At 70.4% G+C, this 25,079-nt stretch carries 23 protein-coding genes; 11 read left to right on the top strand and 12 right to left on the bottom strand.

Annotated features, from left to right (window positions below):
• Positions 1–40: 40 nt before the first annotated feature.
• Complete coding sequence (locus tag ACI1V7_RS06675) at positions 41–712, bottom strand: CerR family C-terminal domain-containing protein (RefSeq protein ID WP_404530963.1); 672 nt, start codon at positions 710–712, stop codon at positions 41–43.
• 241 nt (positions 713–953) lie between these two features.
• On the opposite strand from ACI1V7_RS06675, the gene paoA reads away from it, so the two are divergent.
• The 8 genes from paoA (at position 954) to ACI1V7_RS06715 (ending at position 10,147) form a co-directional block, all read left to right on the top strand.
• Positions 954–1,601 carry an aldehyde dehydrogenase iron-sulfur subunit PaoA gene (gene paoA, locus ACI1V7_RS06680; RefSeq protein WP_404530964.1) on the top strand — a complete coding sequence of 216 codons (648 nt, stop codon included), beginning with the start codon at positions 954–956 and terminating at the stop codon, positions 1,599–1,601.
• Positions 1,598–2,563, top strand: coding sequence for an FAD binding domain-containing protein (locus ACI1V7_RS06685; RefSeq protein WP_404530965.1), 966 nt, complete (start codon positions 1,598–1,600; stop codon positions 2,561–2,563). The genes paoA and ACI1V7_RS06685 overlap by 4 nt, the downstream gene beginning before the upstream one ends.
• Before the next feature lie 16 nt (positions 2,564–2,579).
• Positions 2,580–4,781, top strand: coding sequence for an aldehyde oxidoreductase molybdenum-binding subunit PaoC (gene paoC, locus ACI1V7_RS06690; protein WP_404530966.1), 2,202 nt, complete (start codon positions 2,580–2,582; stop codon positions 4,779–4,781).
• Between the two features lie 14 nt (positions 4,782–4,795).
• Complete coding sequence (locus ACI1V7_RS06695; RefSeq protein WP_404530967.1) at positions 4,796–5,641, top strand: SDR family NAD(P)-dependent oxidoreductase; 846 nt, start codon at positions 4,796–4,798, stop codon at positions 5,639–5,641.
• Positions 5,642–5,718: 77 nt separating this feature from the next.
• Complete coding sequence (locus ACI1V7_RS06700; protein WP_404530968.1) at positions 5,719–8,445, top strand: hybrid sensor histidine kinase/response regulator; 2,727 nt, start codon at positions 5,719–5,721, stop codon at positions 8,443–8,445.
• A gap of 65 nt (positions 8,446–8,510) precedes the next feature.
• Complete coding sequence (locus tag ACI1V7_RS06705; RefSeq protein ID WP_404530969.1) at positions 8,511–9,062, top strand: GNAT family N-acetyltransferase; 552 nt, start codon at positions 8,511–8,513, stop codon at positions 9,060–9,062.
• A complete protein-coding gene (locus tag ACI1V7_RS06710; RefSeq protein ID WP_404530970.1) occupies positions 9,059–9,295 on the top strand; it encodes a hypothetical protein in 237 nt (78 codons plus the stop codon). Before ACI1V7_RS06705 ends, ACI1V7_RS06710 begins: the two co-directional genes overlap by 4 nt.
• 66 nt (positions 9,296–9,361) lie before the next feature.
• Complete coding sequence (locus tag ACI1V7_RS06715) at positions 9,362–10,147, top strand: FRG domain-containing protein (RefSeq protein ID WP_404530971.1); 786 nt, start codon at positions 9,362–9,364, stop codon at positions 10,145–10,147.
• A gap of 21 nt (positions 10,148–10,168) precedes the next feature.
• On the opposite strand, the gene mdcH is transcribed toward ACI1V7_RS06715, so the two are convergent.
• The 9 genes from mdcH to mdcA form a co-directional block, all read right to left on the bottom strand.
• Positions 10,169–11,101: a malonate decarboxylase subunit epsilon gene (mdcH, locus tag ACI1V7_RS06720; protein ID WP_404530972.1), complete on the bottom strand. Its 933-nt coding sequence runs from the start codon at positions 11,099–11,101 to the stop codon at positions 10,169–10,171.
• Positions 11,098–11,739, bottom strand: coding sequence for a malonate decarboxylase holo-ACP synthase (locus ACI1V7_RS06725; RefSeq protein ID WP_404530973.1), 642 nt, complete (start codon positions 11,737–11,739; stop codon positions 11,098–11,100). Before ACI1V7_RS06725 ends, mdcH begins: the two co-directional genes overlap by 4 nt.
• Positions 11,739–12,503 (bottom strand): malonate transporter subunit MadM, encoded by a 765-nt coding sequence (gene madM, locus ACI1V7_RS06730; protein ID WP_404530974.1) that lies wholly within the window; start codon positions 12,501–12,503, stop codon positions 11,739–11,741. Before madM ends, ACI1V7_RS06725 begins: the two co-directional genes overlap by 1 nt.
• Positions 12,504–12,513: 10 nt before the next feature.
• Entirely contained in the window at positions 12,514–12,924 is a 411-nt protein-coding gene (gene madL / locus ACI1V7_RS06735; RefSeq protein WP_404530975.1) for a malonate transporter subunit MadL, read from the bottom strand.
• A gap of 113 nt (positions 12,925–13,037) precedes the next feature.
• Complete coding sequence (gene mdcE, locus ACI1V7_RS06740; protein WP_404531553.1) at positions 13,038–13,874, bottom strand: biotin-independent malonate decarboxylase subunit gamma; 837 nt, start codon at positions 13,872–13,874, stop codon at positions 13,038–13,040.
• Positions 13,874–14,722 (bottom strand): biotin-independent malonate decarboxylase subunit beta, encoded by an 849-nt coding sequence (locus ACI1V7_RS06745; protein WP_404530976.1) that lies wholly within the window; start codon positions 14,720–14,722, stop codon positions 13,874–13,876. The genes mdcE and ACI1V7_RS06745 overlap by 1 nt, the downstream gene beginning before the upstream one ends.
• Complete coding sequence (locus ACI1V7_RS06750) at positions 14,719–15,072, bottom strand: malonate decarboxylase subunit delta (protein WP_404530977.1); 354 nt, start codon at positions 15,070–15,072, stop codon at positions 14,719–14,721. The genes ACI1V7_RS06745 and ACI1V7_RS06750 overlap by 4 nt, the downstream gene beginning before the upstream one ends.
• A 47-nt stretch (positions 15,073–15,119) precedes the next feature.
• On the bottom strand, positions 15,120–16,034 hold the full coding sequence (locus tag ACI1V7_RS06755) for a triphosphoribosyl-dephospho-CoA synthase (RefSeq protein WP_404530978.1): 915 nt from the start codon (positions 16,032–16,034) through the stop codon (positions 15,120–15,122).
• On the bottom strand, positions 16,034–17,695 hold the full coding sequence (mdcA, locus tag ACI1V7_RS06760) for a malonate decarboxylase subunit alpha (protein WP_404530979.1): 1,662 nt from the start codon (positions 17,693–17,695) through the stop codon (positions 16,034–16,036). Before mdcA ends, ACI1V7_RS06755 begins: the two co-directional genes overlap by 1 nt.
• A 141-nt stretch (positions 17,696–17,836) precedes the next feature.
• Between mdcA and ACI1V7_RS06765 the strand changes: the two genes are divergently transcribed.
• Together ACI1V7_RS06765 and ACI1V7_RS06770 are read left to right on the top strand one after the other, a co-directional pair.
• Positions 17,837–18,757, top strand: coding sequence for a LysR family transcriptional regulator (locus tag ACI1V7_RS06765; RefSeq protein ID WP_404530980.1), 921 nt, complete (start codon positions 17,837–17,839; stop codon positions 18,755–18,757).
• A 223-nt stretch (positions 18,758–18,980) separates the two neighbouring features.
• The gene (locus ACI1V7_RS06770; RefSeq protein ID WP_404530981.1) at positions 18,981–20,696 is read left to right on the top strand and encodes a phosphoethanolamine transferase; all 1,716 of its coding nucleotides are present in this window, start codon (positions 18,981–18,983) and stop codon (positions 20,694–20,696) included.
• A 109-nt stretch (positions 20,697–20,805) separates the two neighbouring features.
• Here the strand turns inward: ACI1V7_RS06770 and ACI1V7_RS06775 are convergent, their stop codons facing one another.
• Positions 20,806–23,784 (bottom strand): sensor histidine kinase, encoded by a 2,979-nt coding sequence (locus ACI1V7_RS06775; protein ID WP_404530982.1) that lies wholly within the window; start codon positions 23,782–23,784, stop codon positions 20,806–20,808.
• Between the two features lie 2 nt (positions 23,785–23,786).
• A complete protein-coding gene (locus tag ACI1V7_RS06780; protein WP_404530983.1) occupies positions 23,787–24,425 on the bottom strand; it encodes a response regulator in 639 nt (212 codons plus the stop codon).
• Positions 24,426–24,621: 196 nt separating this feature from the next.
• On the opposite strand from ACI1V7_RS06780, the gene ACI1V7_RS06785 reads away from it, so the two are divergent.
• Complete coding sequence (locus tag ACI1V7_RS06785) at positions 24,622–25,014, top strand: hypothetical protein (protein ID WP_404530984.1); 393 nt, start codon at positions 24,622–24,624, stop codon at positions 25,012–25,014.
• Positions 25,015–25,079 lie beyond the last annotated feature (65 nt).

Raw genomic sequence — 25,079 nt, forward strand, 5'->3', positions numbered from 1 at the left:
CGTTTGCGATGTGGAGGAGGGTTGATAAATCGGGCTGCAATCAGGGACGCCGGCGCGCGCGTTCGGCGTCGACCATGGCGGCGGCATAGGCGGTCAGGCGCTCGACCCAGGCGTCGAGGGCGCCGGGGGCATCGAACAGCCTGGGTTCGGCCGCGTGGATATGTTCGTGGCCGATGTAGGGGTAGACGACCAGCGCCCGGATGGAAAACGCCAGCGCGTGCAGGTCCGGGTCGGGGGGCGTGCCCGGTTCGAAACCCAGCGCCCGCGCCACGATGGCGGTGAGGTGGCGCTGCAGCCGCTCGCGTTGCGGGCGCTCGTCGTCGAGCATGCCGGTCGGCTCGAAGGCCTCACGTTGGCGCAGGCGCACGCACAGCAGGGCATTGCGGCCCTGGCCCAATGGTGCCAGGCACGCCCGTATCGTCGCCGCCAGGGCCGCACGCAAGGGCAGGTCGGTGGCCGCGGACAGGGCATCGTCGCCGGCCAGCGCGCAGACTGGTTCATACAGGGCGGCACGGTACAGGCCGGCCTTGTCGCCGAAATAGTAGGCGATGGCGGCCACGTTGGCATCGGCGGCCTGGGCGATGTCGCGCACGGGCGTGCTGGCGTAGCCGCGTTCGACGAACAGGCGCAGTGCCGCAGCGAGGATCCGTTCGCGCGCCTGGATGCCGTCGCTGCGCTGCCGTCGCACGGGCAACTGATCGTCTGGGTTCATTTAGTTAAACGACTGTTTGATTTAGGCCAATCGTAAACTTTTTATAACAAACTTGCTTTTCGATTTGTGCGCAGCAACACCAATGCTTGTTTGCACTAATTGCCGGAAGGAATTGCACATATTTGGTGCGTGGTCGCGTTGACCGAACAGTGTTCAGGGGTGTTCCATAATTCGCTTATCATGACGACAACGCCCGGTGCACGTCCCCAGCGCCGGCCCCCATCCAATAAAGGAAGCGACAATGGACCATTCGAAGAACATCAACCGCGGCCGGCGCGACGTGCTCGTCGCCGGCGCCGTGACGGCGACGGCGGCCGCGCTGCCGGCCGTGGCGCAGGTCGAGTCCCCGCAAGGCGGCGCGGCCACGACGCCGGCGCCCGTGAAGGCGAAGGTGGCGTTGCGCGTCAACGGCCAGCGCTACGAGCAGCAGGTCGACACCCGCACGACGCTGCTCGACCTGCTGCGCGAGCACCTGCACCTGACCGGCACCAAGAAGGGTTGCGACCAGGGCCAGTGCGGCGCCTGCACGGTGATGGTCAACGGCCGCCGCATCAACTCCTGCCTGAGCCTCGCCGTGATGCACGAGGGCGACGAGGTCACCACGATCGAGGGCCTGGGCCAGCCGGGCAAGCTGCACCCGATGCAGGCGGCCTTCGTCAAGCACGACGGCTACCAGTGCGGCTATTGCACGCCGGGACAGATCTGTTCGGCCGTCGCCGTCCTCGACGAGATCAAGCGCGGCATCCCCAGCCACGTGACGGGCGACCTGAACACCAAGCCGCTGCTGTCCGTCGATGAGCTGCGCGAACGCATGAGCGGCAACATCTGTCGCTGCGGCGCCTATTCGAACATCATGGAGGCGATCACCGAAGTGGGAGGCAAGGCATGAAGGCATTTACCTACCAGCGCGTGACGACGCCGGCCGAGGCGGCCGCGGCGGCCAGCCGCCAGCCGAACACCCGCTTCATCGCCGGCGGCACCAACCTGCTCGACCTGATGAAGCTCGAGATCGAGACGCCCGCCCACCTCGTCGACGTCAACGGCCTGGGCCTGGACAAGATCGAACCGACGCCCGAGGGCGGCCTGCGCGTGGGCGCCCTGGTGCGCAACACGGACCTGGCGTCCGACGCGCGCGTGCGGCGCGACTATGCCGTGCTGTCGCGCGCGCTGCTGGCCGGCGCATCCGGCCAGCTGCGCAACAAGGCGACCACGGCCGGCAACCTGCTGCAGCGCACCCGCTGCCCGTATTTCTACGACACCAACCAGGCCTGCAACAAGCGCAAGCCGGGCAGCGGCTGCTCCGCCATCGGCGGCTATTCGCGCCAGCTGGCCATCGTCGGCCAGAGCGAGATGTGCATCGCGACGCACCCGAGCGACATGGCCGTGGCCATGCAGCTGCTCGACGCGCAGATCGAGACGGTGGCGCCGAACGGCGCCAAGCGCGTGATCCCGATCGCCGACTTCTACCGGCTGCCGGGCAATACGCCGCACATCGAGACGAATTTGCAGCCGGGCGAGCTGATCACCGCCGTCACGCTGCCCAAGCCGCTGGGCGGCAAGCATTACTACCGCAAGGTGCGCGACCGCGCGTCCTACGCGTTCGCGCTGGTGTCCGTGGCTGCCGTCGTGCAGCCGGACGGCAGCGGCCGCGTGGCGCTGGGCGGCGTGGCGCACCGGCCGTGGCGCGTGCCGGCCGCCGAGCAGGCGATGGCGCAGGGCGGCAAGGCCGTGACGGCCCGCCTGCTGGCCGATGCCCGCACCACCAACGACAACGCATTCAAGGTCCCGCTGGTCCAGCGCACGCTCGACGCCATCCTGGCCGACGCGCGCGGCGCCAAGCGCACCGGCTGACGAGGAGACCGACGACATGAAATTCACCACACCCGCCACCACCAATCCGATCGACCGCCTGAAGGTGGTCGGCAAGCCCACGGACCGCATCGACGGTCCGCTGAAGACCACGGGCACCGCTCCCTACGCCTACGAGCAGCACAAGGCCGCGCCGAACGCCGCCTACGGCTACGTCGTGGGTTCCAGCATCGCCAAGGGCCGCATCACGAAGATCGACACCGCCGCCGCCAAGGCGGCGCCCGGCGTGCTCGCCGTCGTCACCCACGAGAATGCCGGCAAGCTGGGCAAGGGCGAGAAGAACACCGCGAAGCTGCTGGCCGGCCCCGAGGTGCAGCACTACCACCAGGCCGTCGCCGTGATCGTCGCCGAGACCTTCGAGCAGGCGCGCGCCGCGGCCTCGCTGCTGAAGGTCGACTACGCCAAGGTCAATGGCGTCTACGACCTGGAGGCGGCCAAGAACGCAGCCAAGAAGCCCGACGAGAAGGACGAGCCGGACACCAAGGCCGGCAATTTCGAGCAGGGCTATGCCAACGCGCCCGTGAAGCTGGACGCGACCTACACGACGCCCGACCAGTCGCACGCGATGATGGAACCGCATGCGTCGATCGCCGTCTGGAACGGTGACAAGCTCACGCTGTACACGTCGAACCAGATGATCAACTGGGGCAAGAAGGACCTGGCCAAGACGCTCGGCATCCCCGAGGAAAACGTGCGCCTGGTCTCGCCCTACATCGGCGGCGGCTTCGGCGGCAAGCTGTTCCTGCGTTCCGAGGCGCTGATGGCGGCGCTGGGCGCGAAGGCGGCCGGCCGTCCCGTCAAGGTGACGCTGCAGCGCGCGATCATGATCAACAACACCACGCACCGCCCGGCCACGATCCAGCGCATCCGCATCGGCGCCACGCGCGAGGGCCGCATCACGGCCATCGCCCACGAGAGCTGGTCCGGCGACCTGCCGGACGGCCAGCCGGAAACCGCCGTCAACCAGACCCGCCTGCTGTACGCGGGCCAGGACCGCATGACGCGCATGCGCCTGGCGACGCTGGACCTCCCGGAGGGCAACTCGATGCGCGCGCCGGGCGAGGCGCCGGGCATGATGGCGCTGGAGATCGCAATGGACGAGCTGGCCGAAAAGCTCAAGATGGACCCGGTCATGCTGCGCATCGTGAACGACACGACGGTCGATCCGGAAAAGCGCGAGCGCAAGTTCTCGCAGCGCCGCTTCGTCGACACGTTGCGCCTGGGCGCCGAAAAGTTCGGCTGGAGCAAGCGCAATGCGACGCCGGGCAAGGTGCGCGAGGGCCAGTGGCTGATCGGCATGGGCATGGCCTCGGCCTTCCGCAACAACATCAACACCCCGTCCGCGGCGCGCGTGCGCCTGGGCCGCGACGGCCGCGTGACGGTCGAGACGGACATGACGGACATCGGCACGGGCAGCTACACGATCATCGCGCAGACGGCGGCCGAGATGATGGGCGTGCCGCTGGAACGCGTCGACGTGCGCCTGGGCGACTCGGAATACCCGGTGTCGGCGGGTTCCGGCGGCCAGTGGGGCGGCAACAGCTCGACGGCGGGCGTGTACGCGGCCTGCGTCAAGCTGCGCGAGAACGTGGCGAAGAAGCTGGGCCTGGACCCGACCAATGCCGACTTCACGGACGGCAAGGTGAGCGCGGGCGGCAAGTCCGTCGCGCTCGAGCAGGCGGCGCGTGACGGCGATGTGATCGGCGAGGACAAGATGGAGTACGGCGACCTGGACAAGAAGTTCCAGCAGTCGACCTTCGGCGCCCACTTCGTCGAGGTGGCCGTCGACGCCTACACGGCCGAGATCCGCGTGCGCCGCATGCTGGCCGTGTGCGCGTCGGGCCGCATCCTGAACCCGAAGTCGGCGCGCAGCCAGGTGATCGGCGCCATGACGATGGGCACGGGCGCGGCGCTGATGGAAGAGCTGGTCGTCGACAAGCGCGTCGGCTTCTTCGTCAACCACGACCTGGCCGGCTACGAGGTGCCCGTGCACGCCGACATCCCGCACCAGGACGTGATCTTCCTGGACGAGACCGACCCGATCTCCTCGCCCATGAAGGCCAAGGGCGTGGGTGAGCTGGGCATCTGCGGCGTGGCGGCGGCGGTCGCGAATGCGATCTACAACGCCACCGGCGTGCGCGTGCGCGACTATCCGGTGACGCTCGACAAGCTGCTGCCGAAGATGCCGCAGTCGGCCTGAACAAAGGAATCGCCATGAGCGCAACGAGTACCACAAGTACGGCAAGTACGATGAGCACGACGGGCCGCCCGCTGGCCCTGGTGACGGGTGCCTCGAGCGGCATCGGCTACGAGCTGGCGAAGCTGTTCGCGGCCGACGGTCACGACGTCGTCATCACGGCCACGCAGCGGGCCGGCCTGGAGCGCACGGCCGCCGAGCTGCGCGCGGCCGGGGCCGAGGCGATCATCGTCGAGGCCGACCTGACGGACTACGACGGCGTCGAGGCGCTGTACGCCGCAGTGCAGGCGACGGGCCGCCCGCTGGCCGCCGCCGCCCTGAATGCCGGCGTCGGCCTCGGCGGCTACTTCGTCGGCGGCACGGACCTTCAGCGCGAGCTGTCGATGATCCAGCTGAACGCCGTGTCCCAGGTCCACCTGACCAAGCGCCTGCTGCCGGACATGGTGGCGCGCGGCAGCGGGCGCCTGCTGTACACGGCGTCGATCTCCGGCACGATGCCCACCCCGTACGAAACCGTGTACGGCGCGACCAAGGCCTTCCTCATCTCGTTCGCGGAGGCGGTGAAGTCCGAGGTGAAGGACAGCGGCGTGTCGATCACGCTGCTGATGCCTGGCCAGGTCGACACCAACTTCTGGCCGCGCGCCGGCATGCTCGACAACAAGCTGGGGGTAGGCGAGAAGGCGAAGCCGGACGACGTGGCGAAGGAGGGTTACGACGCCATGAAGGATGGCAAGGACCGCATCGTCGCCGGCATGATGAGTAGCAAATTCATCGGCAACGTCATCAACAACGTGGCGCCCGATACTGTAAAGGCGGATTTGCACGCCGGCCAGGCCAGGCCGGGTTCCGGCGTCAAGGAGTAATGCGGCCCAGCACGCTCTTTCCGTAAGCGACTAGAATGTGGGACGCGATTCCCTCGCCGCGTTACAGAAAGAGCAATATGAACGAGATCTCCCGGGTAATGATCCACGATGGCGTCGAAGGCCTGCTGAACGCGCCGGGCCGCCCCGTGGGCGTCCTCGGCGCCCCCGAGGCCTGGGATCCGGCCTTGCGCCATGCGGTACGTTTCATGCTCGATGCCGCCACGCCCGTGTTCATCGGCTGGGGGCCGCAGCTGTGCCAGCTGTACAACGATGCCACGCTGGCGCTCGTGGGACGCCGTCATCCCGGCATCCTGGGCCAGCCCATGCGCGAGACCTGGCCGCAGGCGTGGGCCGCGCTGGAGGGGCCGATCCGGCGCGCGCTGGCCGGCGAGTCCTTCCACGTCGAACAGGCGGCGCTGGAACTGCCGCGCGCCGCCGGGGTGCACGCGAACGCCTGGCTCGACCTGGCGTTCGCCCCGCTGCGCGGCCTGGACGGCACCATCCACGGTTTCACCTGCACGATCGCCGACCTCACGCCGCTGCGCGAGAGCGAGGCCAAGTTCCGCGCCATCACGGATGCCATGCCGCAGATGGTGTGGTCGACGCTGCCCGACGGCTACCACGATTACTACAACCAGCGCTGGTACGACTTCACCGGCATGCACGAGGGCGAGACCGACGGCGAGCGCTGGGCTACGATGTTCCACGCGGATGACCGCGAGCGAGCCTGGTCGCTGTGGCGCCATGCGCTCGAGACGGGAGAACAGTACGAGGTGGAGTACCGGCTGCGCCACCACAGCGGCGAGTACCGCTGGGTGCTGGGGCGGGCACTGCCCGTGCGCGACGAAGGCGGCCGCATCGTGCGCTGGATGGGCACCTGCACGGATATCGACCAGCACAAGCGCAACGAGGAGATCCTGCTCGACGCGCGCCTGCGCCAGGAGGCGGCACTGGTGGCCGCCGACATCGGCACCTGGACCTACGACCTGCAGCAGGACCGGGTGTATGCCGACCGTAACCTGGCCCGCATCTTCGGCGTCGACCCGCGCGAGGCGGCGGGCGGGAAGCTGGGCGCCTACCTGGCCGGTATCCATCCGGACGACGTGGCGCAGACGCGCGCCGCGATCGAGCTGGCCGTGACGAGCGGCGACGGCTACGAGTGCAACTACCGCGTGCGGGCCGGCGACGGCTGGCGCCACCTGCTCGCCCGTGGCAAGGTCGCGCGCGACGAGGCCGGCCGGGCGGCCTGGCTGCCGGGCATCGTGCTCGACGTCTCGCGCCAGAAGGAAGCCGAGGAAGCGCTGCGCGAGAGCGAGGCGCGGTTCCGCCGCCTGGCCGAGTCGAACGTCATCGGCATCATCCGCTACCGCCTCGATGGGACCATCATCGACGCCAACCAGGCCTTCCTCGACATGCTGGGCTACACGCGCGAGGAAATGGAGCGCGGCGAGATGACTTCGCAGCGGCTCACGCCGGCGGAGTGGCGCCCGTCCAACGACGAGGTGATCGAGCGGCTGCGCACCGTCGGCAGGATGGAGAACTACGTCAAGGAGTACTACCGCAAGGACGGCAGCCGCGCCAGCGTGCAGATCGGCGCGGCCACGGCCGGCGGCGGCGAGGGCATCGCCTACGTGGTCGACATCTCGCCGATCCGCGACGCCCAGCACGCGCTGCGCGAGGCGGACCGGCGCAAGGACGAATTCCTTGCCATGCTCGCGCATGAGCTGCGCAATCCGCTCGCGCCCATCGCCGCCGCGGCCGACTTCCTCAAGATCGGCAAGGCCGACGATGCCCGCATCCGCCAGGTGACGGCCATCATCGCGCGCCAGGCCAGCCACATGACGGGCCTGATCGACGATCTGCTGGACGTCTCGCGCGTCACCCGCGGCCTGATCACGCTGGAGAGCGGGCCCGTGCAGCTGGCCGCCGTCGTCGGCGAGGCCGTCGAGCAGGTACGCCCCCTCGTCAAGGCGAAGGACCACCACCTGGAACTGCACATGCCGCCCGACGAGGCGCTGATCCACGGCGACCGCAAGCGCCTCGTGCAGATCTTCGCCAACCTGCTGGGCAACGCCGCCAAGTACACGCCCGACGGCGGCCGCATCGACGTGCGCATCCGGCTGGCCGAGGACGAGGTCGAGGTGGAGGTGAGCGACGACGGCATCGGCATGTCGGCCGAGCTGGCGGGGCGCGCGTTCGAGCTGTTCTCGCAGGGCGAGCGCAGCGCCGACCGCTCGCAGGGCGGCCTGGGGATCGGCCTCGCCCTGGTCAAGAGCCTCGTCGAGCTGCACGGCGGCAGCGTGGCCGCCGACAGTGCCGGGCCGGGCGCGGGCAGCCGTTTCACTGTCGTGCTGCCGCGCTACCACGAACGGCAGGAGGGCGCGGCCGACACGGCTGCCGGCGCCGGCACGGTGGCGCCGGCCGATGCGCTGGACGTGCTGATCGTGGACGACAACGTCGACGCGGCCGAGATCCTGGCGATGTACATCGAGGCCGTGGGCCACCACTGCACCGTGTGCCACAGCCCGAGCAGGGCGCTGGAACATGCGGCGCGCCAGCGGCCCGACCTGTGCGTGCTGGACATCGGCCTGCCCGAATTCGACGGCTACGAGCTGGCGCGCCGGCTGCGCATGCAGCCCGGCATGCAGCATGTGCCCCTCGTGGCCGTGAGCGGCTACGGCCAGGCCCAGGACCGGGAAAAGGCGCTGGAGGCGGGCTTCGACCGCCACTTCGTCAAGCCCGTCAAGGCGGCCGACATCATGGCCGAGCTGGACAACGTGGCCAAGTCCAAGCGCGTCGGTTGAGCGGGGCCTTGCCGGCCCGGCCCCGCCGTGGCAGCATGCGTTATCCACCGCTCCGCTCCGCACCGATGACCGTCACCCTTGCCGCGCCCGTCGCCGCCGACCTCGATCCGCTGCTGGCCTTCGAGCTGGCCAACCGCGCCTTTTTCGAGGCCCACATCAATGCCCGTCCAGCCGCCTACTACGCGCGCGACGGCGTGGCGCGCGCCATCGCGGCGGCGCAGGCGGATGCGCTGGCGGACCGCGGCTACCAGTTCCTCGTGCGCGACGGGCAAGGCACGCTGGTCGGCCGCATCAACTTAAGCCACGTCAAGCGCGCCCACTCCCACAGCGCCGTGCTGGGCTACCGCATCGGTGCCGACTTCGGCGGGCGGGGCATCGCCGGCGCCGCCGTGCAGCGCCTGCTCGCCATCGCGTTCGGCGAGCTGCGCTTGCGCCGCCTCGAAGCCGATGCCAGCGTCGCCAACCTGGCCTCGCAACGGGTCCTGCTGCGCAACGGCTTCGTCGAATACGGACGCTCGCGGCGCAGCTTCGAGCTGGGCGGCACGTGGCACGACCGCGTGCACTTCGAGCGCCACGCCGATGCCGATCTCGCCTTCTTCGCCCGGGAGGAGGCATGACCGCGCCCTACCAGCCCATCGCCTGCGCGCTCTACGACGCGTTCGAGGCGGCAGCCACGCGCGCGCGCGTCGTGCGGCTAGAGGTGACGGGGGAAGACGGTGTCCGGCGCACGGTGGACACGCGCATCCGCGACCTGTTCACGCAGGATGGTGTCGAGTATGCGCGGCTGGACGACGGCACGGCGGTGCGCTTGGACCGGCTGGCGATCGTGGACGGTTCCCGATTCGATTGACGCGCGGCGGCCCCCTGTGAGAGCATTTTTCACCTCAAGCCAATCGCCGCGCCGCGGCGCCGTGCAATGGACATCGTACACGTCAAGAGCTGGAACGAATTCGTCGCCCTGACCTCGGAATGCGACGGCTGGGCCTTCCGCGGCCTGCCGGACGCGGGGTGGGACTTGATGAGCGCCTTGTCGCGCTACCTGCACAGCTTCGTGCCGGACAGGGCGTCGTGGCGCCAGCGCGAAGAGCGCGCGCTGCGCATCTTCCGCCGCAAGGCCCACGTCTATCTCGCCGATGCGAACCTGCTGGTGGACGACATTCGCTGCCTGGCGCTGATGCAGCACCACGGCGCCCCGACGCGCATGATCGACTTCACCAAGTCGCCGTTCGTGGCGGCCTTTTTCGCCCTGAACAACACGAACTGCAGCGCCGCCGTGTTCGCGCTGGACACGCCCACGCTGTGGAGCGCGGCGCCGCGCCACGACGTGACGCTGCGGCGCGAGGCGATCGACCCGCGCGTGCGCGGCAACTTCGAGCGCCACTTCGCCGTCAACAACAAGGACATCATCTGGGTCGGCGAACCGGAAGAGATGGACCGGCGCCTGGTGGCGCAATCGGGTACCTTCGTCGTGCCCGGCGTGCTGGACAAGCCGCTCGACGAGATCATCACGCAGTACGAGCGGGGCACGCCGCTGCTGCGCAAGTTCGTGCTGCCGGCGAGCGTGCGCGCCGAGGCGATGCTGTCGCTGTACCGCATGAACATCACGCACGCGACGCTGTTTCCCGACCTGGACGGATTGGCGCGCTCGATCGGCTACGAGCTCGAGATCACGTGGCCGGGGCATCGCGCCGAGCGCGGCTAGCGCCCGCCGCGCGTTTCCCCTTCATCCGCCATACGGGCTGTCCTGCAACAGCGCCACGAGGCTGTCGACGCGCTGCCCGTCGGCCGCGATGGCGGATCCGCCGGCAAACTCCGTCTCCGCCAGCCGCGTCAGCACGGCGCCCGGCGGCATCTCCAGGGCCAGGCGGGCCCCGCGTTCCCAGGCATGGCGCACGGTGTCGGCCCACAGGACGGGCCGGGCCATGTTCGCGGCCAGGTCGGCGCCGATCGCCTTGCCGTCGAACAGGGCGCGCGCCGCGCTGCTGCTGACGTAGGTGATGCGCGGGCGGGCCAGCGCGACCGCGGCGACGGCGTCGGCGAGCACGCGGGCCTGGGCGTCGAACAGTTCGCAGTGCGAAGGGACGGCGACGGCCAGGCGTTCGGCGCGCTGGGCGCCGTGCTGCAGCGCCAGGTCGGCCACGGCCGCCATCGCGGCGTCGCTGCCGGCGATGACGATCTGGCGCGCCGCGTTCAGGTTGGCCAGGTAGACGGGGCTGGCGGGGCCGTGCACGCGCGCCACCAGCGGCTCCAGCTGCTGGCGCGTGAGGCCGCCGACGGCCGTCATGCCGTAGCCGCGCGGGTAGGCCTCTTCCATCAGGCGGGCGCGCAGGGCGACGAGGCGCACGGCATCCGCGAATCCGAGCACGCCGGCCATCACGGCGGCCGGCCAGGCGCCGATCGACAGGCCGGCGACCATCTGCGGCCGCGCCTCCTGCGCGGCCAGCACGCGCGCCATGGCGACGCCGGCGACGAGCACGCACAGTTGGACGGCCACGGTCGACGCGAGCGCCGCCTCCGTGTCGAGCGGCAGCACGTCGCGGCCCAGCGCCTCCCACGCTTCGGCCAGCGTGCGCGCCGTTTCCGGATGATCGGGCAGCGCATGCAGCATGCCCGGCTTTTGCGCGCCCTGGCCGGGGAAGGTGAACAGGACGCTCATGCGGCCTCGTCCTTCTGCCACCGATCCTGCTGCCACCGACCTTGCCACGGATCGTCCAGCAGCACGGGGCCGTGCGCCGTCTTGAGCAGCACGCGGCCGCCGCGCGCGTACTCGGCCAGCGCGAAGCCGCCGCTGCCCGTGTCGACCTGGATGTCGATGCGGCAATCGGCATCGCGCTGCAAGGCGGCCAGGGCGGCGACCGTGCCGGCGGGCAGGGGGCGCGGCGCACGCACCAGCAGATCGAGGTCGCTCGTCTCGCGCAGCACGGGCAGGCCGCTGGCGAGCTGGAAGCCCACACCGCCGATCGGTCCCCAGGCCAGGCCCAGGCCCGCCAGGCGCGGGGCCAGGCGGGCGAGGGCGGCAAGGCAGGGCGGGCCGGCGGGGACCGGCGCCTGCGCGAGCATTTCCGGCGTCACCCGCTGCTGTACCACGGCGCCGTCGACGTAGCCGGCGAGCCGCTGGTTGCGCAGGGGGCCGCGGGCACCGACGGGGAGTCGGCCATGGGACGTCGCTTCCCTGCGCACGACCAGCGGCGCCCGCGCTTGCCAGGCGCCGCCGAGCCAGTCCGGGCGCGGGCCCACGGGCTCGAACGCGCCGGGCTCGCCCAGGAACAGCAGGTCGTGCGCGCCGTAGTACATCAGGCCACCAGCGCGCGCGTGGCGAAGAACAGCAGCGAGGGGCCGAGCAGGCAGCCCAGGCCCGTGTGGAAGGTGGCGACGAGGGCGCCGTACGGCACGAGGCGGCGGTCGGTGGCCGCCAGGCCCGCCGAGACGCCGCTGACGGTGCCGGCCAGGCCGCCGAACACCATCGCCGAGCGCGGGGTGCGCAGGCGCAGGAAGCGCGCCGCGGCCGGCGTGCCGACCATCACCATGATCGCCTTCACGAGGCCCGTCGCGATGGACAGGGCCATGATGTCGGAACTCGCACCGATCGCCGCGCCCGTGACGGGACCGACGATGTAGGTGACGGCGCCTGCGCCGATGGTGGTGATGCTCACGGCGTCGCGGTAGCCGAAGGCCCAGGCGACGCAGGCACCCACGATGAAGGGCAGGATGGTGCCCAGGATCAGCGCGGCGGCGCCGACGAAGCCGGCCTTGCGCGCTTCCACGACCTGCACCTCGAAGGCGGTGGCGACGATGGCGAAGTCGCGCAGCATGGCGCCGCCCATCAGGCCCACGCCGGCGAACAGCGACAGGTCGGCCAGGCCTTTCTGGCCACCGGTCTGGATGCCGCCCCAGTAGGCGAGGATGAGGCCGATGACGATGGCGATCGCCGAGCCGTGCACGCGGCCCATGGTGAGGCGCTTGGACATCCACATCGATACCAGCATCACGAGGCCGACGAGGGCGAAGGCCAGCACGAGGCCATTGTGTTTCGCGGTTTTTTCCAGGAGGTCGAGCATGGTGGTCTCCTCAGATCGATTGCGGCTGGCCGCGTTTGGCGTCCGCTTCCGGCTCCCACTCCGGCGCGTTGCGTTCGCTGCGGTTGATCAGGTTGATGCACAGCGCGCACACGAGCACGGTGCCCAGCGCCGCGATCAGCGCCACCGGGCCGCCGCGCAGCGCCGAGACGACGTTCTGCTGGGCGGCCATGGCGACGACGACGGGGATGTACATCGCTCCCCAGAAGCCCACGCCCATCTCGGTCTGGGGCGGCATCAGGCCGCGCTTGTGCATCCACAGGCGGGCGCAGATCAGCAGGATCATGGCGATGCCCACGCCGCCGACGTTGGTCTTGGCGCCGAGCAGGGCGCCCAGCAGGTCGCCCAGGAAGATCCCGAGCAGGTGGCAGACTGCGAGTAATGCGGTTCCATAGATAATCATGGCTGTCTCCTCTATGTGTCCAACTTTCCGAAAAAATTTGGCAGGCCGCGCCGCGTGCTTCTGGTGTCTTGGTCTTGCGGCGTCGGCAGCATCCGCTTGGGGTCAGGGTCTGGTCAGTCGGCGGCCTCCCATTCGGACTGCAGCAGTTCGCGCACGCGGCGCGATGCCTGCCGGTGGCGGCCCTGCAGGCGGCCCGAGAGGTCGCGCGCCGGGTCGTCCAGGATGTCGGCCAGCGCCGCCTCGAGCGCGCCGTGCACGAGGGCCAGGTCCTGCTCGTCCGGCAGCGCCAGGTTGGTCAGCTGCAGGATCTTCCACAGGATGCCGAGCGAGGCGAAGCTCTGCACGTCGTAGGCCATCGGCGGCACGCTGGCCGCCAGCTTTTCCAGCGCCTCGACGGAGCGCAGCGTCACGCGGGCGGCCGACGCTTTGCCCATTGCGTGTACCTGCACGTTCGGATCGTCCAGGGCGATCAGGCGGTTGGCCTGGTAGCCGTGCGCGAGGAAGGCGCCGGACATGGCCAGGCCGACGACGAGGCCGATCACCGGATGGCCGGCCTGGCGCGCCTGGGCATAGGCGCCTGCGGCACCGGCCAGCGCCTGGTGGATGCCGAAGGCTTCCTCGCGCCGGCCGTAGGCCTGGCTGGGCACGTCGATGATCGCCACGATCGGGCGCTTGACGGCGGCGGCGCGGTCCAGCTGCATGACCTCGTGCACGGCACGGGCCAGCTGCCAGCCCTCGACGAGGCCCGCTTCGCCGTTGCGGGCGCGCGGGAAGCGGTTGTCCGGGTCCGGCACCACGGCGATGTAGCGCGCGTCCTGGCCGGCCAGGATGGCGTCGACCGCCTTCACGGCAGCCCAGTCGTGGGCCGGCTGGGCGCCGCCCGTGAGCAGGCGCAGCCACATGGCGCCCTTGCCGTGCTTGTCCGCACTGGTGTTGGTAGCGGCATCCATCATTCGAGTCCTTTCGCAAACAGGTCGCGGGCTTGCGCCGGCGTGGGCTGGGCGCTGGTGTCCACGCGCTCCAGGCAGGCAAGAAAATCGTCGATGCGCTCGCTGCGGTGCACGGCCGGCACGCCGCGTGCGAACAGGCCGGCGACGGCGCTGCGCACTTCCTGCGTATCGTCGGCCACGCACAGGTCCGCGAGGTGGGCGGCCACGCGCTGCTCGCCGCCCGTCAGGCCCCAGATCAGGGAACGCTGGCGCGCGTCGAATTCCGCCACGCCCGCCTCCTGCTCGATCACCTGCGGTCCGTTCAGGCCCAGGCGGGCCTCCCTCGTCAATACGAGGTAGGAGCATAACCCCGCCGCGATCGACATGCCACCATAACAACCGACGGTACCGGCACTGACACCGACCACCGGTCGATAGCGGCGCAGGTCGACGATGGCGGACTGGATCTCGGCGATGGCTGCCAGGCCCAGGTTCGCTTCCTGCAGGCGCACGCCGCCCGTCTCGAACAGGATGACGGCCTGCGTGGGGATGCCGTTGCGGTTGTCGCGCGCCGCCAGTTCGAGCGCGCCGGCGATCTTGGCACCGCCCACCTCGCCCATGCTGCCGCCCTGGAACGCGCCTTCGATCGCCAGCACCACCGTGGGCTGGCCATCCAGTTTTCCCTTGGCGACGACGACGCCGTCGTCGGCCTGCGTCACGAGGTTCTGCATGGCGAGCCAGGGGGAGGTGATGCGCTCGAATGGTCCCACCAGTTCGCGGAAGGTGCCGGGGTCGAGCAGCGCCTCTGCGCGGCTGCGGGCGCCGCGTTCGATGAAGCTGTCACGCTGGAGCAGGGCTTCGATGCTCATGGCTGTCCTCCCTTGGCTTGGTGGTTCGCTTGCGTATTGACGTGCGTATTGGCCTGCGCATTGACTTGCTCATAGGCCTGCTCGATGCGCATCCGCACCACGCCGGGCGTGGCGCCGTTGTCGTTGATCTCGATGCGCGCGGCCGGCAGCAGGCCAGTGCCGAACACGCGTTCCAGCAGCGCCGTCCAGGTGGCGCCGTAGCCGTCCACCGAGGTCTGCACGGCGACCGTGGTGCGGCCCGCGGCCGCGGGCTCCAGCAGCACCTCCAGGTCGCCCGAGCTGACGACGCCGCTGACGGTGCGTCCCGGCGCGCTCTGGCCCGCGCCGAACTCGAATTCCAGTTTTTCCATGATTAGTTCGTCTCCATCGTCGTTGTTCGTTGGCCCGCGTATCGGCGCTACCGTCGGCCTTCGAGCCGGTCCAGCAGCAGGGCGGCCGCGAGCAGGTCGGCGGCGCCGCCGGGCGAGACGTGCTGCGCCGCCATCTGCGCTTCCAGTGCGGCCAGCAGGCGCCGGCCGACGGGCGTCGCCACGCCGCCGGCATCCAGCACGCGCCGCGCGCCGTCCTGCGTGGCCTGCAGGGCCGGCACTCCGCCACGCGCCAGCAGGCAGGTGTCGTCGAGCGTGGACATCACGGCCAGCAGGGCGTTCACGCGCGCCTGCGCCTCCGTGTCCCCGCGGGCGCGGGCGCCGCGCAGCGCCGGCAGCGCATGCTGGATTACCTGCGGGAAGCCGGCGCGGGCCTGGCCGCGGGCGCCGCCCACGCCGTGCCGGCGGCAGGCGCGCTCGCCCTTGTTGCCCGTCCGGCGCGGCGCGTCCGGGTCGTCGATGCGGGCCAGCAGCCCGGCACGGGCGGCCACCGCAGCGGCGTCGTAGGCGCCCTCGATGCCGGCGGCGGCCGTGACCAGCAGGCCCAGTGCCCAGATCGCGCCGCGGTGCGTGTTCACGCCGCCCGTCGCCGCCAGCATCGCGGCTTCGGCCTCGCGACCGATGGCGCCGATGCGCCGGCGCAGCAGCGTATCCTGGCCCGCCAGCGTCCGTCCGGCCACCGCCATGTCGGTGAACGCGGGACGCAGCGCCCACGCGGACGCGCACATCAGCGGCCAGGTGAGGTCGTGGTGGGCGCCGCTGCCGCGCATGTCGACCAGGCCCGGCTTGGGGGTGAGCATGGCTTCGTCGACGAGGGCCTGGACGGCATTGAGCGCCAGCGCGTCCGCCGCCACGTGGGCGAGCAGGCTGTCGGCCGCCGCGTTTGCATTCGCGCTTGCGGTCGTGCGGTCTGGCAGCAACGGATCCGGGTTCAGCGCCGTCATCACCAGCTCCTGAACTTGGCCGGCGGGTCGTACAAGCCGCCGGACCAGTCGACCAGCTCGGCGATGCTCTTCGCAGCCAGCAGCGAGCGGGTGGCCTGGGCGCGCTGCACGCCCATGTCCTCGGGCAGCGCGATCAGGCCCTGTTCGCGCATGCGCGCCGTCTGCTTCGGGTCGTGGCGCATGCCGATCGGCGTCACCCCGGCCACCGCCGCCAGCATCGCCTTGCGCTCCTCGAGCGAGCGCGCCTTGTACAGGTAGGCGATGCCTTCCTCGGTCAGCACGTGCGTCACGTCGTCGCCGTAGATCATCACGGGCGCCAGCGGCATGCCGGAAGCCTTGCCCACTTCGACGGCGTCGAGGGACTCGACGATGGTCGGCGCCGTGCCGTCCTGGAAGGTCTCCACCATCTGGACGACGAGCTTCTTGCCGCGCGCGAGCGGATCGTCCGTCTCGACGAGGTCGAGCCAGGCCGGGGTGGCGTGGCGGCGGCCGTGCGGGTCGTGGCCCATGTTCGGGGCGCCGCCGAAGCCCGTCAGGCGCCCGTGGGTGACGGTGGACGAGTTGCCCAGGCCGTCCATCTGCAGCGTGGCGCCGATGAACAGGTCGACGGCATACTGGCCGGCCAGCTGGCAGAACGCGCGGTTCGAGCGCATGGAGCCGTCGCGGCCCGTGAAGAAGACGTCCGGGCGCGCCGCCGTGTAGGCTTCCATGCCCAGCTCTGCGCCGAAGCAGTGGATGCTCTCGACCCACCCCGATTCGATCGCGGGGATCATCGTGGGATGCGGGTTCAGCGTCCAGTTGCGGCAGATCTTGCCCTTCAGGCCCAGCTGCTCGCCGTAGGTCGGCAGCAGCAGCTCGATGGCGGCCGTGTTGAAGCCGATGCCGTGGTTCAGCGACTGCACCTGGTGGCGCTCGTACACGCCGCGGATCGCCATCATCGCCATCAGGATGTGCACGGGCTTGATCAGGCGCGGGTCGCGCGTGAACAGGGGCTCGATGTAGAACGGCTTGTCCGACTGCACCACGAAGTCGATCCACGTGCCCGGCACGTCGACGCGCGGCAGGTCCTTCGGGTCGTCCACGATCTCGTTGACCTGGGCGATCACGATGCCGTCACGGAAGGCGGCGGCCTCGACCAGGGCCGGCGTGTCCTCGGTGCTGGGACCCGTGTACAGGTTGCCTTGGCGGTCGGCCTTGTAGCCGGCCACCATGACGACGTTCGGCGCCAGGTCCACGTACAGGCGCGCATACAGTTCGATATAGGTGTGCAGGGCGCCCACCTGGAGCGAGCCCTCCTGCAGGAACTGGGAGATGCGCAGGCTCTGGGCGCCCGCGTAGGCGAAATCGAGCTTGCTGGCGATGCCGCGCTCGAACAGGTCGAGGTGTTCCGGCAGGCTCACGCTGGGCATGATCATGTGCAGGCCGTTCAGGCGACCGGGATCGACCTGTACCAGGGCGCGGGCGAGGAAATCCGCCTGCTTCTGGTTGTTCCCCTCCAGGACGACGCGGTCGCCGCTGACGACGAGGGATTCCAGCGCCTCGACCAGGCGATCGCTGCGCAGCACGGCACCGTCGGCCAGGTGGCGCACGGCATCGAGGCGGCGGCGCTTCTCCTGGCGCCGCGTGTCCCAGCGGCGCGGCGCGGACGTCGTAGTGTCCATAGTGTCTCCTTGTTATCGAAACCGTTTCACCCAGCATAAGAAGCGAGACACGATGCTTCAATCAACCCCGCCGGCGAACGTTTACTCTCAGGCTAACGATTGCGGTATCCTTTCCGAATGAGAGAGGCGATTGAGGCTGTCATGATCGATGAAGAAATTACGCTAAAGAAACTGGAAGTTTTCCTCGCCTTCATGCGCTTGAACAGCCTGGCCCGGGTGTCGGACGAGCTGGGACAATCGACAGTCAGTATCCATCGCGCACTGCACTCCCTGGAGCAGGGCCTGCGTTGCCCGCTGTTCCGGCGTGAGGGCCGCAACCTGGCGCCGCTGCCGGCCGCCTATGCCTTCGCCAAGCATGCGCAGCGCGCCGTCAGCGAGACGGAAGAAGGCGTGCGCAAGGTGCGCGACCTGGCCGGCCTGAATGCCAACCGGCTCAAGATCGGCTCGCTGTATTCGCTGACGCTGCGCTGCATCCCGCAACTGCTGATGGGGCTGAAGCTGCGCCGTCCCGAGCTGCAGATCGACCTGACGCTGGGGTCGAACCAGCAACTGCTGCGCAGCATGGACGACGGCCGCCTGGATGCCATCGTGATCGGCCTGCAGGCGTCGCTCGACGATCCCCAATTGCTGGCGGTGCCCCTGTTCGAGGACGAGGTCCACCTGGCTGCGCCGCTCGGCTCGCCGTATGCGGGGCGCACGCAGGCCGACCTGCGCGACCTGAAGGGGGAAAAATTCATTACCCTGAACGACGGTTTCGTCACGTCCGACAGCTTCGACCACGCATTCCGCCAGGCCGGCTACGTACCGGAAACGATCATGCGGGTGAGCGATATCTTTTCGCTCATTAACCTCGTGGGCGGTGGCATGGGCTACAGCCTGCTGCCCGGACGCATCGCCGAATTTTCCACGCGTGTCGACCTGATCCCGCTCGACGCCCGCTACGCCTCGCGCCAGGCGATCACCTTGCTGTTCCCGCGCAGCCGCGAGCGCGACCCTAACCTGCTGGCCCTGGCCGCCGAGTGCCGCATGTATCGCAAGGAACAGCGGCTTGGTTCCATGTGAACGGTTGAGCGGTCGCACGGCCGCTATCGATTTGCCATCTTGGTCGGAACTGATCCGTATGCCATAATCTCACGGTATTGACGAGCACAGGGCGCGGCCAAGCAATTCGCGGCGGGCTCGTCCGGTTCATGCCTGTGGCCATTGCCGCGGGCTGGCGCGCAGCGCGGACGCAGAATCCGTGCGCCGCCAACGGCCTCCCCCGGCCGAGTCCACTGGAGAGAGAATGTCCATCGACCGTATCAGAGGCGCGCTGCCGCATGCGCTGCGGCATGCCTTGCAGTCCCGTATGCCGCTCGCATTGCGACAGGCCGCAGTGCGCGCCTTCTTTACCGCCGCCGGCCTGGCCACGTTCTGGCAGCTCGGCATGCAGGATGCCCACAATTTCACCAAGGCGGCGGGCTTCGTCCTCATCGCCAACCTGGGCCTGGGCGGCCTGGCGCTGCTGCTGCCCCGGCCGCGGCTGCTCGCCGGTGCCGCGCTGCTGCTCAACGGGCTGGTGCTGGCCACCGCCGCCATCGAAGGCTTCCTGTTCTGGTTGTACGGCCTGAACCCGAAGCACATCGCCGTCGCCGACGCCATCCTGGGCAGCAATCCGGAAGAAGCGCGCGAATTCGTCGCTACCTACGGCATCCACATGCTGCTGGTGGCAGCAGTGCCCGCGGGCCTGGTGGCGCTGATGGCGTGGTGCGAGCGGCGCTGGGCGCGCGCGGGCGGCCCTGCCGCAGTGCCGTCGCGGCGCATGCGCGGGGCCGGGCTGGCGCTGGCGGCGCTGTTCGGCGCGCTGCACTTCAATCCGACCATGGCCAAGGAAAATCCGCTCGTGTTCTGGCCGCGCTACGTCGACGATTACCTCGACCAGCGCGCCTTCATGGAACAGGTGCGCCTGAAGGTCGAGCGCGACCTGGACAAGGCGCGCGAGGACCAGGCCAGCTACGCCGGGCCGGCCGAGCAGACCGTCGTGCTGGTGCTGGGCGAGAGCGTCAACCGCAGCAACTGGTCGCTGTACGGCTATCCGCGCCGCACGACGCCGGAACTGGAACGCCTGCGCGCGACGATGCGCGACCAGCTGCTCGTGTTCAAGAACGTGGATTCGGCCGATGCGGCCACCGCGCAGTCGCTGCTCAAGATGCTGACGCCGGCCACCAGGGACGATCCGGAAGCGTGGCACGACCAGCCCAACGTGCTGGCGCTGGCGCGCACCGCGGGCTACCGCGTGTTCTGGGTGTCCAACCAGGAGCGCGCCGACGGCCCGATCCAGTTCCTGGCCGCCCATGCCCACGAACAGGTGTTCGTCAACGAGGGCCGCGGGCGCGAGGCGCGCAGCCTCGACGAGCGCATGCTGCCGCACATCGAGCGCATCCTCGCCCGTCCGGAACCGCGCAAGCTCGTCGTCGTCCACATGCAGGGCGCGCACCTGCGCTACGACCTGCGCTACCCGCAGGCGTACGACCGGTTCACCCGCACCGAGGACGGCGTCGACGCCGCACTGCGCGGCGCCGGCCGGCCGTTCTGGATCGTCAAGGCGCGCGACCAGTACGACAACGCGATGCTCTACGGCGACCACGTGATCGCCTCCATCATCGCCCGCGCGCGGCGCGCGGCCAGCCATCCGACCTCGCTGCTGTACGTGTCCGACCACGGCCAGGAAGTGGGGCACAACCGCGATTTCGCCGGCCATTCGTCCCTCGATGCGAGCGGCTACCAGGTGCCGCTGCTGGTCTGGACCAACCGTGCCGACAAGCTGGCGCACATGGACCAGGCCGCCGTGGAAGCGCGCTCCTACCGTACCGACGTGCTCGACCACACCTTGTACGGCCTGCTTGACATCCAGGCGCGCGGCTACCGGCCGCAGGACGACCTGCTGAGCGGCCAGTTCGCGCTGCGTGGGACGGACGTGGGGGCAAGGCCGATGGTGCAGGCGGCGGTCCTGCACCGCTGACCCGCGTTACGGGCGCGTCGCTGAGCTGGCGCGCACCTCAGAACGCAACGGAGCACGCAACTCAGCACGCCCCTCGGCACACCACTCGGCACGCCATTCGGCACGCCACTCAGCGCGCAGCGTAGGCGCGCCCGGACGGCACGTCGAGCAGCACGACGGCGCCGCCCCGGGTGCCGTTGGCAAATTCCAGCCGGGCCCCGATCCTGGCCGCGCGCTCGCGCATGCCGACCATGCCCCAGTGGCCGCCACGCCCGCCGTCGCGCAGCACGTCCGGAGGGAAGCCCTTGCCGTCGTCGGCGATGGTCACCACCAGCGCGCGCCGTCCATAGGCGAGCGTGATCCGCACCAGCGTCGCGCCGGCATGCCGGCAGGCGTTGCGCAGCGCCTCGCGCGCCAGGTCGGCCACTTCCGCCGCGACGGCGGCGCGCAGCGCGCGGCGCTCGCCTTCCACCTGCAGTTCGATCGCCGGTGCGCCGGCCGCCGCAAGACGCGCGGTGGCATCCTGCAGTACGTCTTCCAGTACCAGCGCATCGCCCGCGCGCAGTTCCTGCAGCTGGTCGCGGCCTTCGCCGATCGCCTTGCCGGCGTCGTCCAGCACGGCTTCCAGCTGGTTGCGGGCGCGTTCGCCCGGCGGCAGGCTGGCGGCGACGGCATCCAGGCGCAGGATCAGGCCTTGCACGGTCTGCAGGAAGGTGTCGTGCAGCGTACGCGCGATGCGTTCGCGTTCCGCGGTCTGCACGCGCATGCGTTCGGCCACGCGCCCCGTCAGGTAGCGCACGCGCCAGCGGTAGGCGCCCATGCCCAGCAACGCGAGCGCGGCCCCGCACAGCACCCGGAACCAGGTGGTCTGCACGAGCGTGGGCGCGACGTCGAACGCCAGCTCGGCGTCGGCGGCGCTGGGGACGCCGTCCTCGTTGATGGCGCGCACGCGGAACACGTAGCTGCCGGGCCCCACGTTCGTGTACGTGGTGGCGCGCCGCGTGCCGCCGTCCTGCCAGCTGGCGTCGACGCCATCGAGCCGGTATTCGAAGCGTACCCGCTCGGGCTTGCGCAGCGCCGGCGCCGTATAGTCGATGCGAAAGCGCGCCGACCCCGGGGGCAGGCGCAGGCCGTGCTGCGGCGCATGGTGCGCGTCGTCCGTGTCCAGGCCCAGGATCGCCGCCGTCGGCCGTACCGGATTGCGGGGCACCGCGGCCGTGTCGAAACGCACCACGCCGCCCGACGCGGCCAGCCACAGGTGGCGGCCGTCGCCGCTCCAGGCGCTGGGCCAGCGCCGCTCGGCCGCGGCCTTGCCGGGATAGCCGTCGAGCGGGCCGAACAGTTCGTAGCGCAGCGGCACGCGGGCATCGGCGACGCTGCGGCGCCAGTCCTCGGCGCGGACGTGCACCAGCCCGGCGCTGCCGTTCAGCCAGCGGTCGCCGTCCGCGGTCGCGACCAGGCCGCTGACGTTGCGCAGCACCTCGGGTTCTTCCGCGCCCAGCAGGTGCAGCCTACGGTCGCGCACGACCCCGGAGCCGCCGTCGCCGCTCAGCACCAGTTCCGGGCCGGGAAAGATGGCGCCGACCATGCCCAGCACGCTCACGTCCAGCGGCTTGCCGGCGCCGTGCTCGGCGTCGTAGGCATACAGGCCGCCGTCGCCCGTGGTCAGCCACAGCTGTCCGCTGGCCCCGGACGCCGACTGGTAGATCTTGGCGGGCAGGCGGAAGGCGGCGCGGGGCTGCCAGCGGCTCCCCTGCCAGCCGATCAGCCCCGTTTCGAGGGTGGCGGTCCAGAGCACCTTGCCGTCGTCGCGGATGCCGAGCATGGTGAGGTCGGCCGGCTTGCCATCCCGCCCCGGCGGCAGAGGGATTTCCTCGATGGCGCCGGCGCCGCGGCGCTGGATCGTGCGCTTGCCGCCGACGAGCAGCGTGCCGTCGCGGCCCGGCTCGACGATGCCGGCGTACGGCCCCGGCTGCGGCTCGGGCGGGCCGTCCGTGCGCAGCCGCCACAGCTTGCCCGTGACGATGTTGGCGGCCCATGCCTGGCCGTTGCCGTCGGTGGCGAGGCTGTAGTCTTCGCCGGTGCCGGGCAGCCCCGACGGGACGAACGCATTGCGGGCGTAGCGGTTCAGGCCCTGTTCGGTGCTGACCCAGACATTGCCTTCGCGGTCGACCAGGATGCTGCGCGGATCGTCGCCCGCCATCGGCGCCGCCGCGCCGAAGCGCAAATTGGCAGCGCGCGCGATGTCGTAGCGCGCGTCCTGCCTGCGCGCCGCATCCGGGACGAGGCAGGCGCGTTCCGGACAACCGAGCAACCAGAGTGTGCCGTCGGGCGCGAACTGCGCCGAATAGCGGCCCTCCGCGTGGGCCTGCAGGGCGGGGCGCGACCCCGTGCCCGGATCGGCCGCGAGCCGGACCTCGCCGCGGTCCGACACGGTCCACAGGCGCCCGTCCGGGGCCAGCGCCAGCTCGCCGCCGCTGTCCAGCACGCGCTCGAAGCGGCCGCGAGCACGGTCCAGGCGCCAGGTGCCCGCGTCGTTGGATGCCCACAGGCGGCCGCGCCCGTCCACCGCGAAGCCGCGCCGCCGCGTGTCTTCCCAGGCCGGGTCGGTGTCCACCGTGCGCCAGGCGCCGTCCTTGTAGCGGTGGATGCCGCCGGCCATGACCCACAGGCTGCCGTCCGCGTCGACCGCCATCGTGTGCACCGGGGGCGACGCGGGCGGATGCGGCAGGCGCTCGATGCGGCCGTCGGCGCGGATCACGGACAGGCCGTCGCCCGCATAGGCGAGGTACAGTTCGCCGGCCGGGCCGGCGTGGACCTCGCTGACCATGTTGCGGTTCAGGCCCAGGCGGGCAGGCAAGGGGTAGCGGTAGAAGCGCACGCCGTCGAACCGGTACAGGCCGTCGTGGGTGCCAAGCCACAGCCAGCCGTCGATGGTCTGGGCCATGGCGAGGATCTGCAGCGGCGCGCCTTCGCTCGCCGTCCAGCGGGTATGCAGGTAGCCGCCGGGGGCTTCCTGCGGCAGCGCGGCGCCGGCCGGCAACGCCAGGCACAGTGCTGCCGCCGCTGCGGCAAGGTGGACGAGTCGCTGGGCGCGCGGGGCGGCCATCGTCACAGGTCGATGAAGCCGCGCTGCACGGCCAGCGTGACGGCGTGCGCACGGTCGTTGGCGCCCAGCTTGACCAGGATGGCGCTCATGTGGGTCTTGACGGTGGTCTCGCCGATGGACAGGCTGGCGCCGATCTCGCGGTTCGAATGGCCGCTGGCGGCCAGGCGCAGCACGTCCAGCTCGCGCGGCGACAGCGCGTCGCCCGCGTAGTGGATCGCGACTTCGCGCCGCAGCGCCGGGGACAGCACGTGCGAGCCCTCGTGCACTTCGCGCACGGCCGCCGCCAGGTCGCGGCCCGGCACGTTCTTGAGCAGGTAGGCCGAGGCGCCGGCCTTGAGGGCGGCGGCGATGCGGGCGTCGCCGTCATAGGTGGTCAGGACGATCAGGCGCGCGTCCGGATGCAGGCTGCGGATCGCGCGGATCGCTTCCAGGCCGTCCTTGCCGGGCATCTGCAGGTCGACCAGGGCGACGTCGGGACGCTGGGCGCAGAAGCAGTGGATGGCTTCGTCGCCGTCCCTGGCCTGGGCGACGATCTCGATGCCGCCGTGGGCAGTCAGCGTGGCCGCGATCCCCTCGCGCATCATGGGGTGGTCGTCGGCGATCATGACGCGGATCGGCGTGCTGGGAGTGGCTCTTGCCATGCTAAACAACTTTTTGGGCCATAAACACTGAAAATCATACAACATCCGGGCGCGTTCCGCGGACCTGTCCGCGATCGGCCGCGGACCGTCCCTGTCCAATGGGATATGCGCGCCGCAAGGCGCTTCGCTAGTATCGAGGAAAGTCGCCGCTTTATCCATCCAACCGGCATCCATCCACCGCCACCGGGAGCCCGCCATGACCATCCAAGCCCTCGCTGCCAGCTGCGCGGCCGAACCGATCGACGTCGTCCGCATCCGCCTGACCCGCTCCACGCGCGCCACCGTGGTGGTGAGCGAATTCCGCATGGCGAACCGGGTGCTCGCCGACTGGGCCGACCAGGCCGCGCAGGCGGCGCCCGCGCCCGAACGCCAGCGCGACCTGCAGGTCGATTACGAAGTACTGTTCTACGACGGCTACCGCCTGCGCGGCTGCCACGAGCTGTTGCGCAAGGGGCGCTGCCACATGTCGCTCAGCCGCGTGGTGCGGCGCCTGTTCAAGTCGATGGCGCAGGGGGCGGCGGCGCTGGCGCCGAATGCCGTGCCGGGGCTGCCCCAGTCGGAGCTGTCGCGCTACCTGGTCGACGGTTGACGGAAAACGGAACCGCGGCACGGGCCGTACGGGCTCCCGTGCCGCGTGCCGCCGGATGGTCGCGG

It is taken from the genome of Massilia paldalensis (genome assembly GCF_044901715.1).
Taxonomy (GTDB): domain Bacteria; phylum Pseudomonadota; class Gammaproteobacteria; order Burkholderiales; family Burkholderiaceae_D; genus Telluria; species Telluria paldalensis.

Coding starts and splice junctions, on each gene's coding strand:
- ACI1V7_RS06745 (WP_404530976.1), bottom strand. CDS start 14,722: ATGAGCATCGAAGCCCTGCTCCAGCGTGACAGCTTCATCGAACGCGGC.
- ACI1V7_RS06705 (WP_404530969.1), top strand. CDS start 8,511: ATGACCGTCACCCTTGCCGCGCCCGTCGCCGCCGACCTCGATCCGCTG.
- ACI1V7_RS06750 (WP_404530977.1), bottom strand. CDS start 15,072: ATGGAAAAACTGGAATTCGAGTTCGGCGCGGGCCAGAGCGCGCCGGGA.
- paoC (WP_404530966.1), top strand. CDS start 2,580: ATGAAATTCACCACACCCGCCACCACCAATCCGATCGACCGCCTGAAG.
- ACI1V7_RS06675 (WP_404530963.1), bottom strand. CDS start 712: ATGAACCCAGACGATCAGTTGCCCGTGCGACGGCAGCGCAGCGACGGC.
- ACI1V7_RS06715 (WP_404530971.1), top strand. CDS start 9,362: ATGGACATCGTACACGTCAAGAGCTGGAACGAATTCGTCGCCCTGACC.
- madM (WP_404530974.1), bottom strand. CDS start 12,503: ATGCTCGACCTCCTGGAAAAAACCGCGAAACACAATGGCCTCGTGCTG.
- ACI1V7_RS06770 (WP_404530981.1), top strand. CDS start 18,981: ATGTCCATCGACCGTATCAGAGGCGCGCTGCCGCATGCGCTGCGGCAT.
- mdcE (WP_404531553.1), bottom strand. CDS start 13,874: ATGGATGCCGCTACCAACACCAGTGCGGACAAGCACGGCAAGGGCGCC.
- ACI1V7_RS06775 (WP_404530982.1), bottom strand. CDS start 23,784: ATGGCCGCCCCGCGCGCCCAGCGACTCGTCCACCTTGCCGCAGCGGCG.
- ACI1V7_RS06695 (WP_404530967.1), top strand. CDS start 4,796: ATGAGCGCAACGAGTACCACAAGTACGGCAAGTACGATGAGCACGACG.
- mdcA (WP_404530979.1), bottom strand. CDS start 17,695: ATGGACACTACGACGTCCGCGCCGCGCCGCTGGGACACGCGGCGCCAG.
- ACI1V7_RS06700 (WP_404530968.1), top strand. CDS start 5,719: ATGAACGAGATCTCCCGGGTAATGATCCACGATGGCGTCGAAGGCCTG.
- ACI1V7_RS06785 (WP_404530984.1), top strand. CDS start 24,622: ATGACCATCCAAGCCCTCGCTGCCAGCTGCGCGGCCGAACCGATCGAC.
- paoA (WP_404530964.1), top strand. CDS start 954: ATGGACCATTCGAAGAACATCAACCGCGGCCGGCGCGACGTGCTCGTC.
- ACI1V7_RS06765 (WP_404530980.1), top strand. CDS start 17,837: ATGATCGATGAAGAAATTACGCTAAAGAAACTGGAAGTTTTCCTCGCC.
- ACI1V7_RS06685 (WP_404530965.1), top strand. CDS start 1,598: ATGAAGGCATTTACCTACCAGCGCGTGACGACGCCGGCCGAGGCGGCC.
- madL (WP_404530975.1), bottom strand. CDS start 12,924: ATGATTATCTATGGAACCGCATTACTCGCAGTCTGCCACCTGCTCGGG.
- ACI1V7_RS06725 (WP_404530973.1), bottom strand. CDS start 11,739: ATGTACTACGGCGCGCACGACCTGCTGTTCCTGGGCGAGCCCGGCGCG.
- ACI1V7_RS06780 (WP_404530983.1), bottom strand. CDS start 24,425: ATGGCAAGAGCCACTCCCAGCACGCCGATCCGCGTCATGATCGCCGAC.
- ACI1V7_RS06710 (WP_404530970.1), top strand. CDS start 9,059: ATGACCGCGCCCTACCAGCCCATCGCCTGCGCGCTCTACGACGCGTTC.
- mdcH (WP_404530972.1), bottom strand. CDS start 11,101: ATGAGCGTCCTGTTCACCTTCCCCGGCCAGGGCGCGCAAAAGCCGGGC.
- ACI1V7_RS06755 (WP_404530978.1), bottom strand. CDS start 16,034: ATGACGGCGCTGAACCCGGATCCGTTGCTGCCAGACCGCACGACCGCA.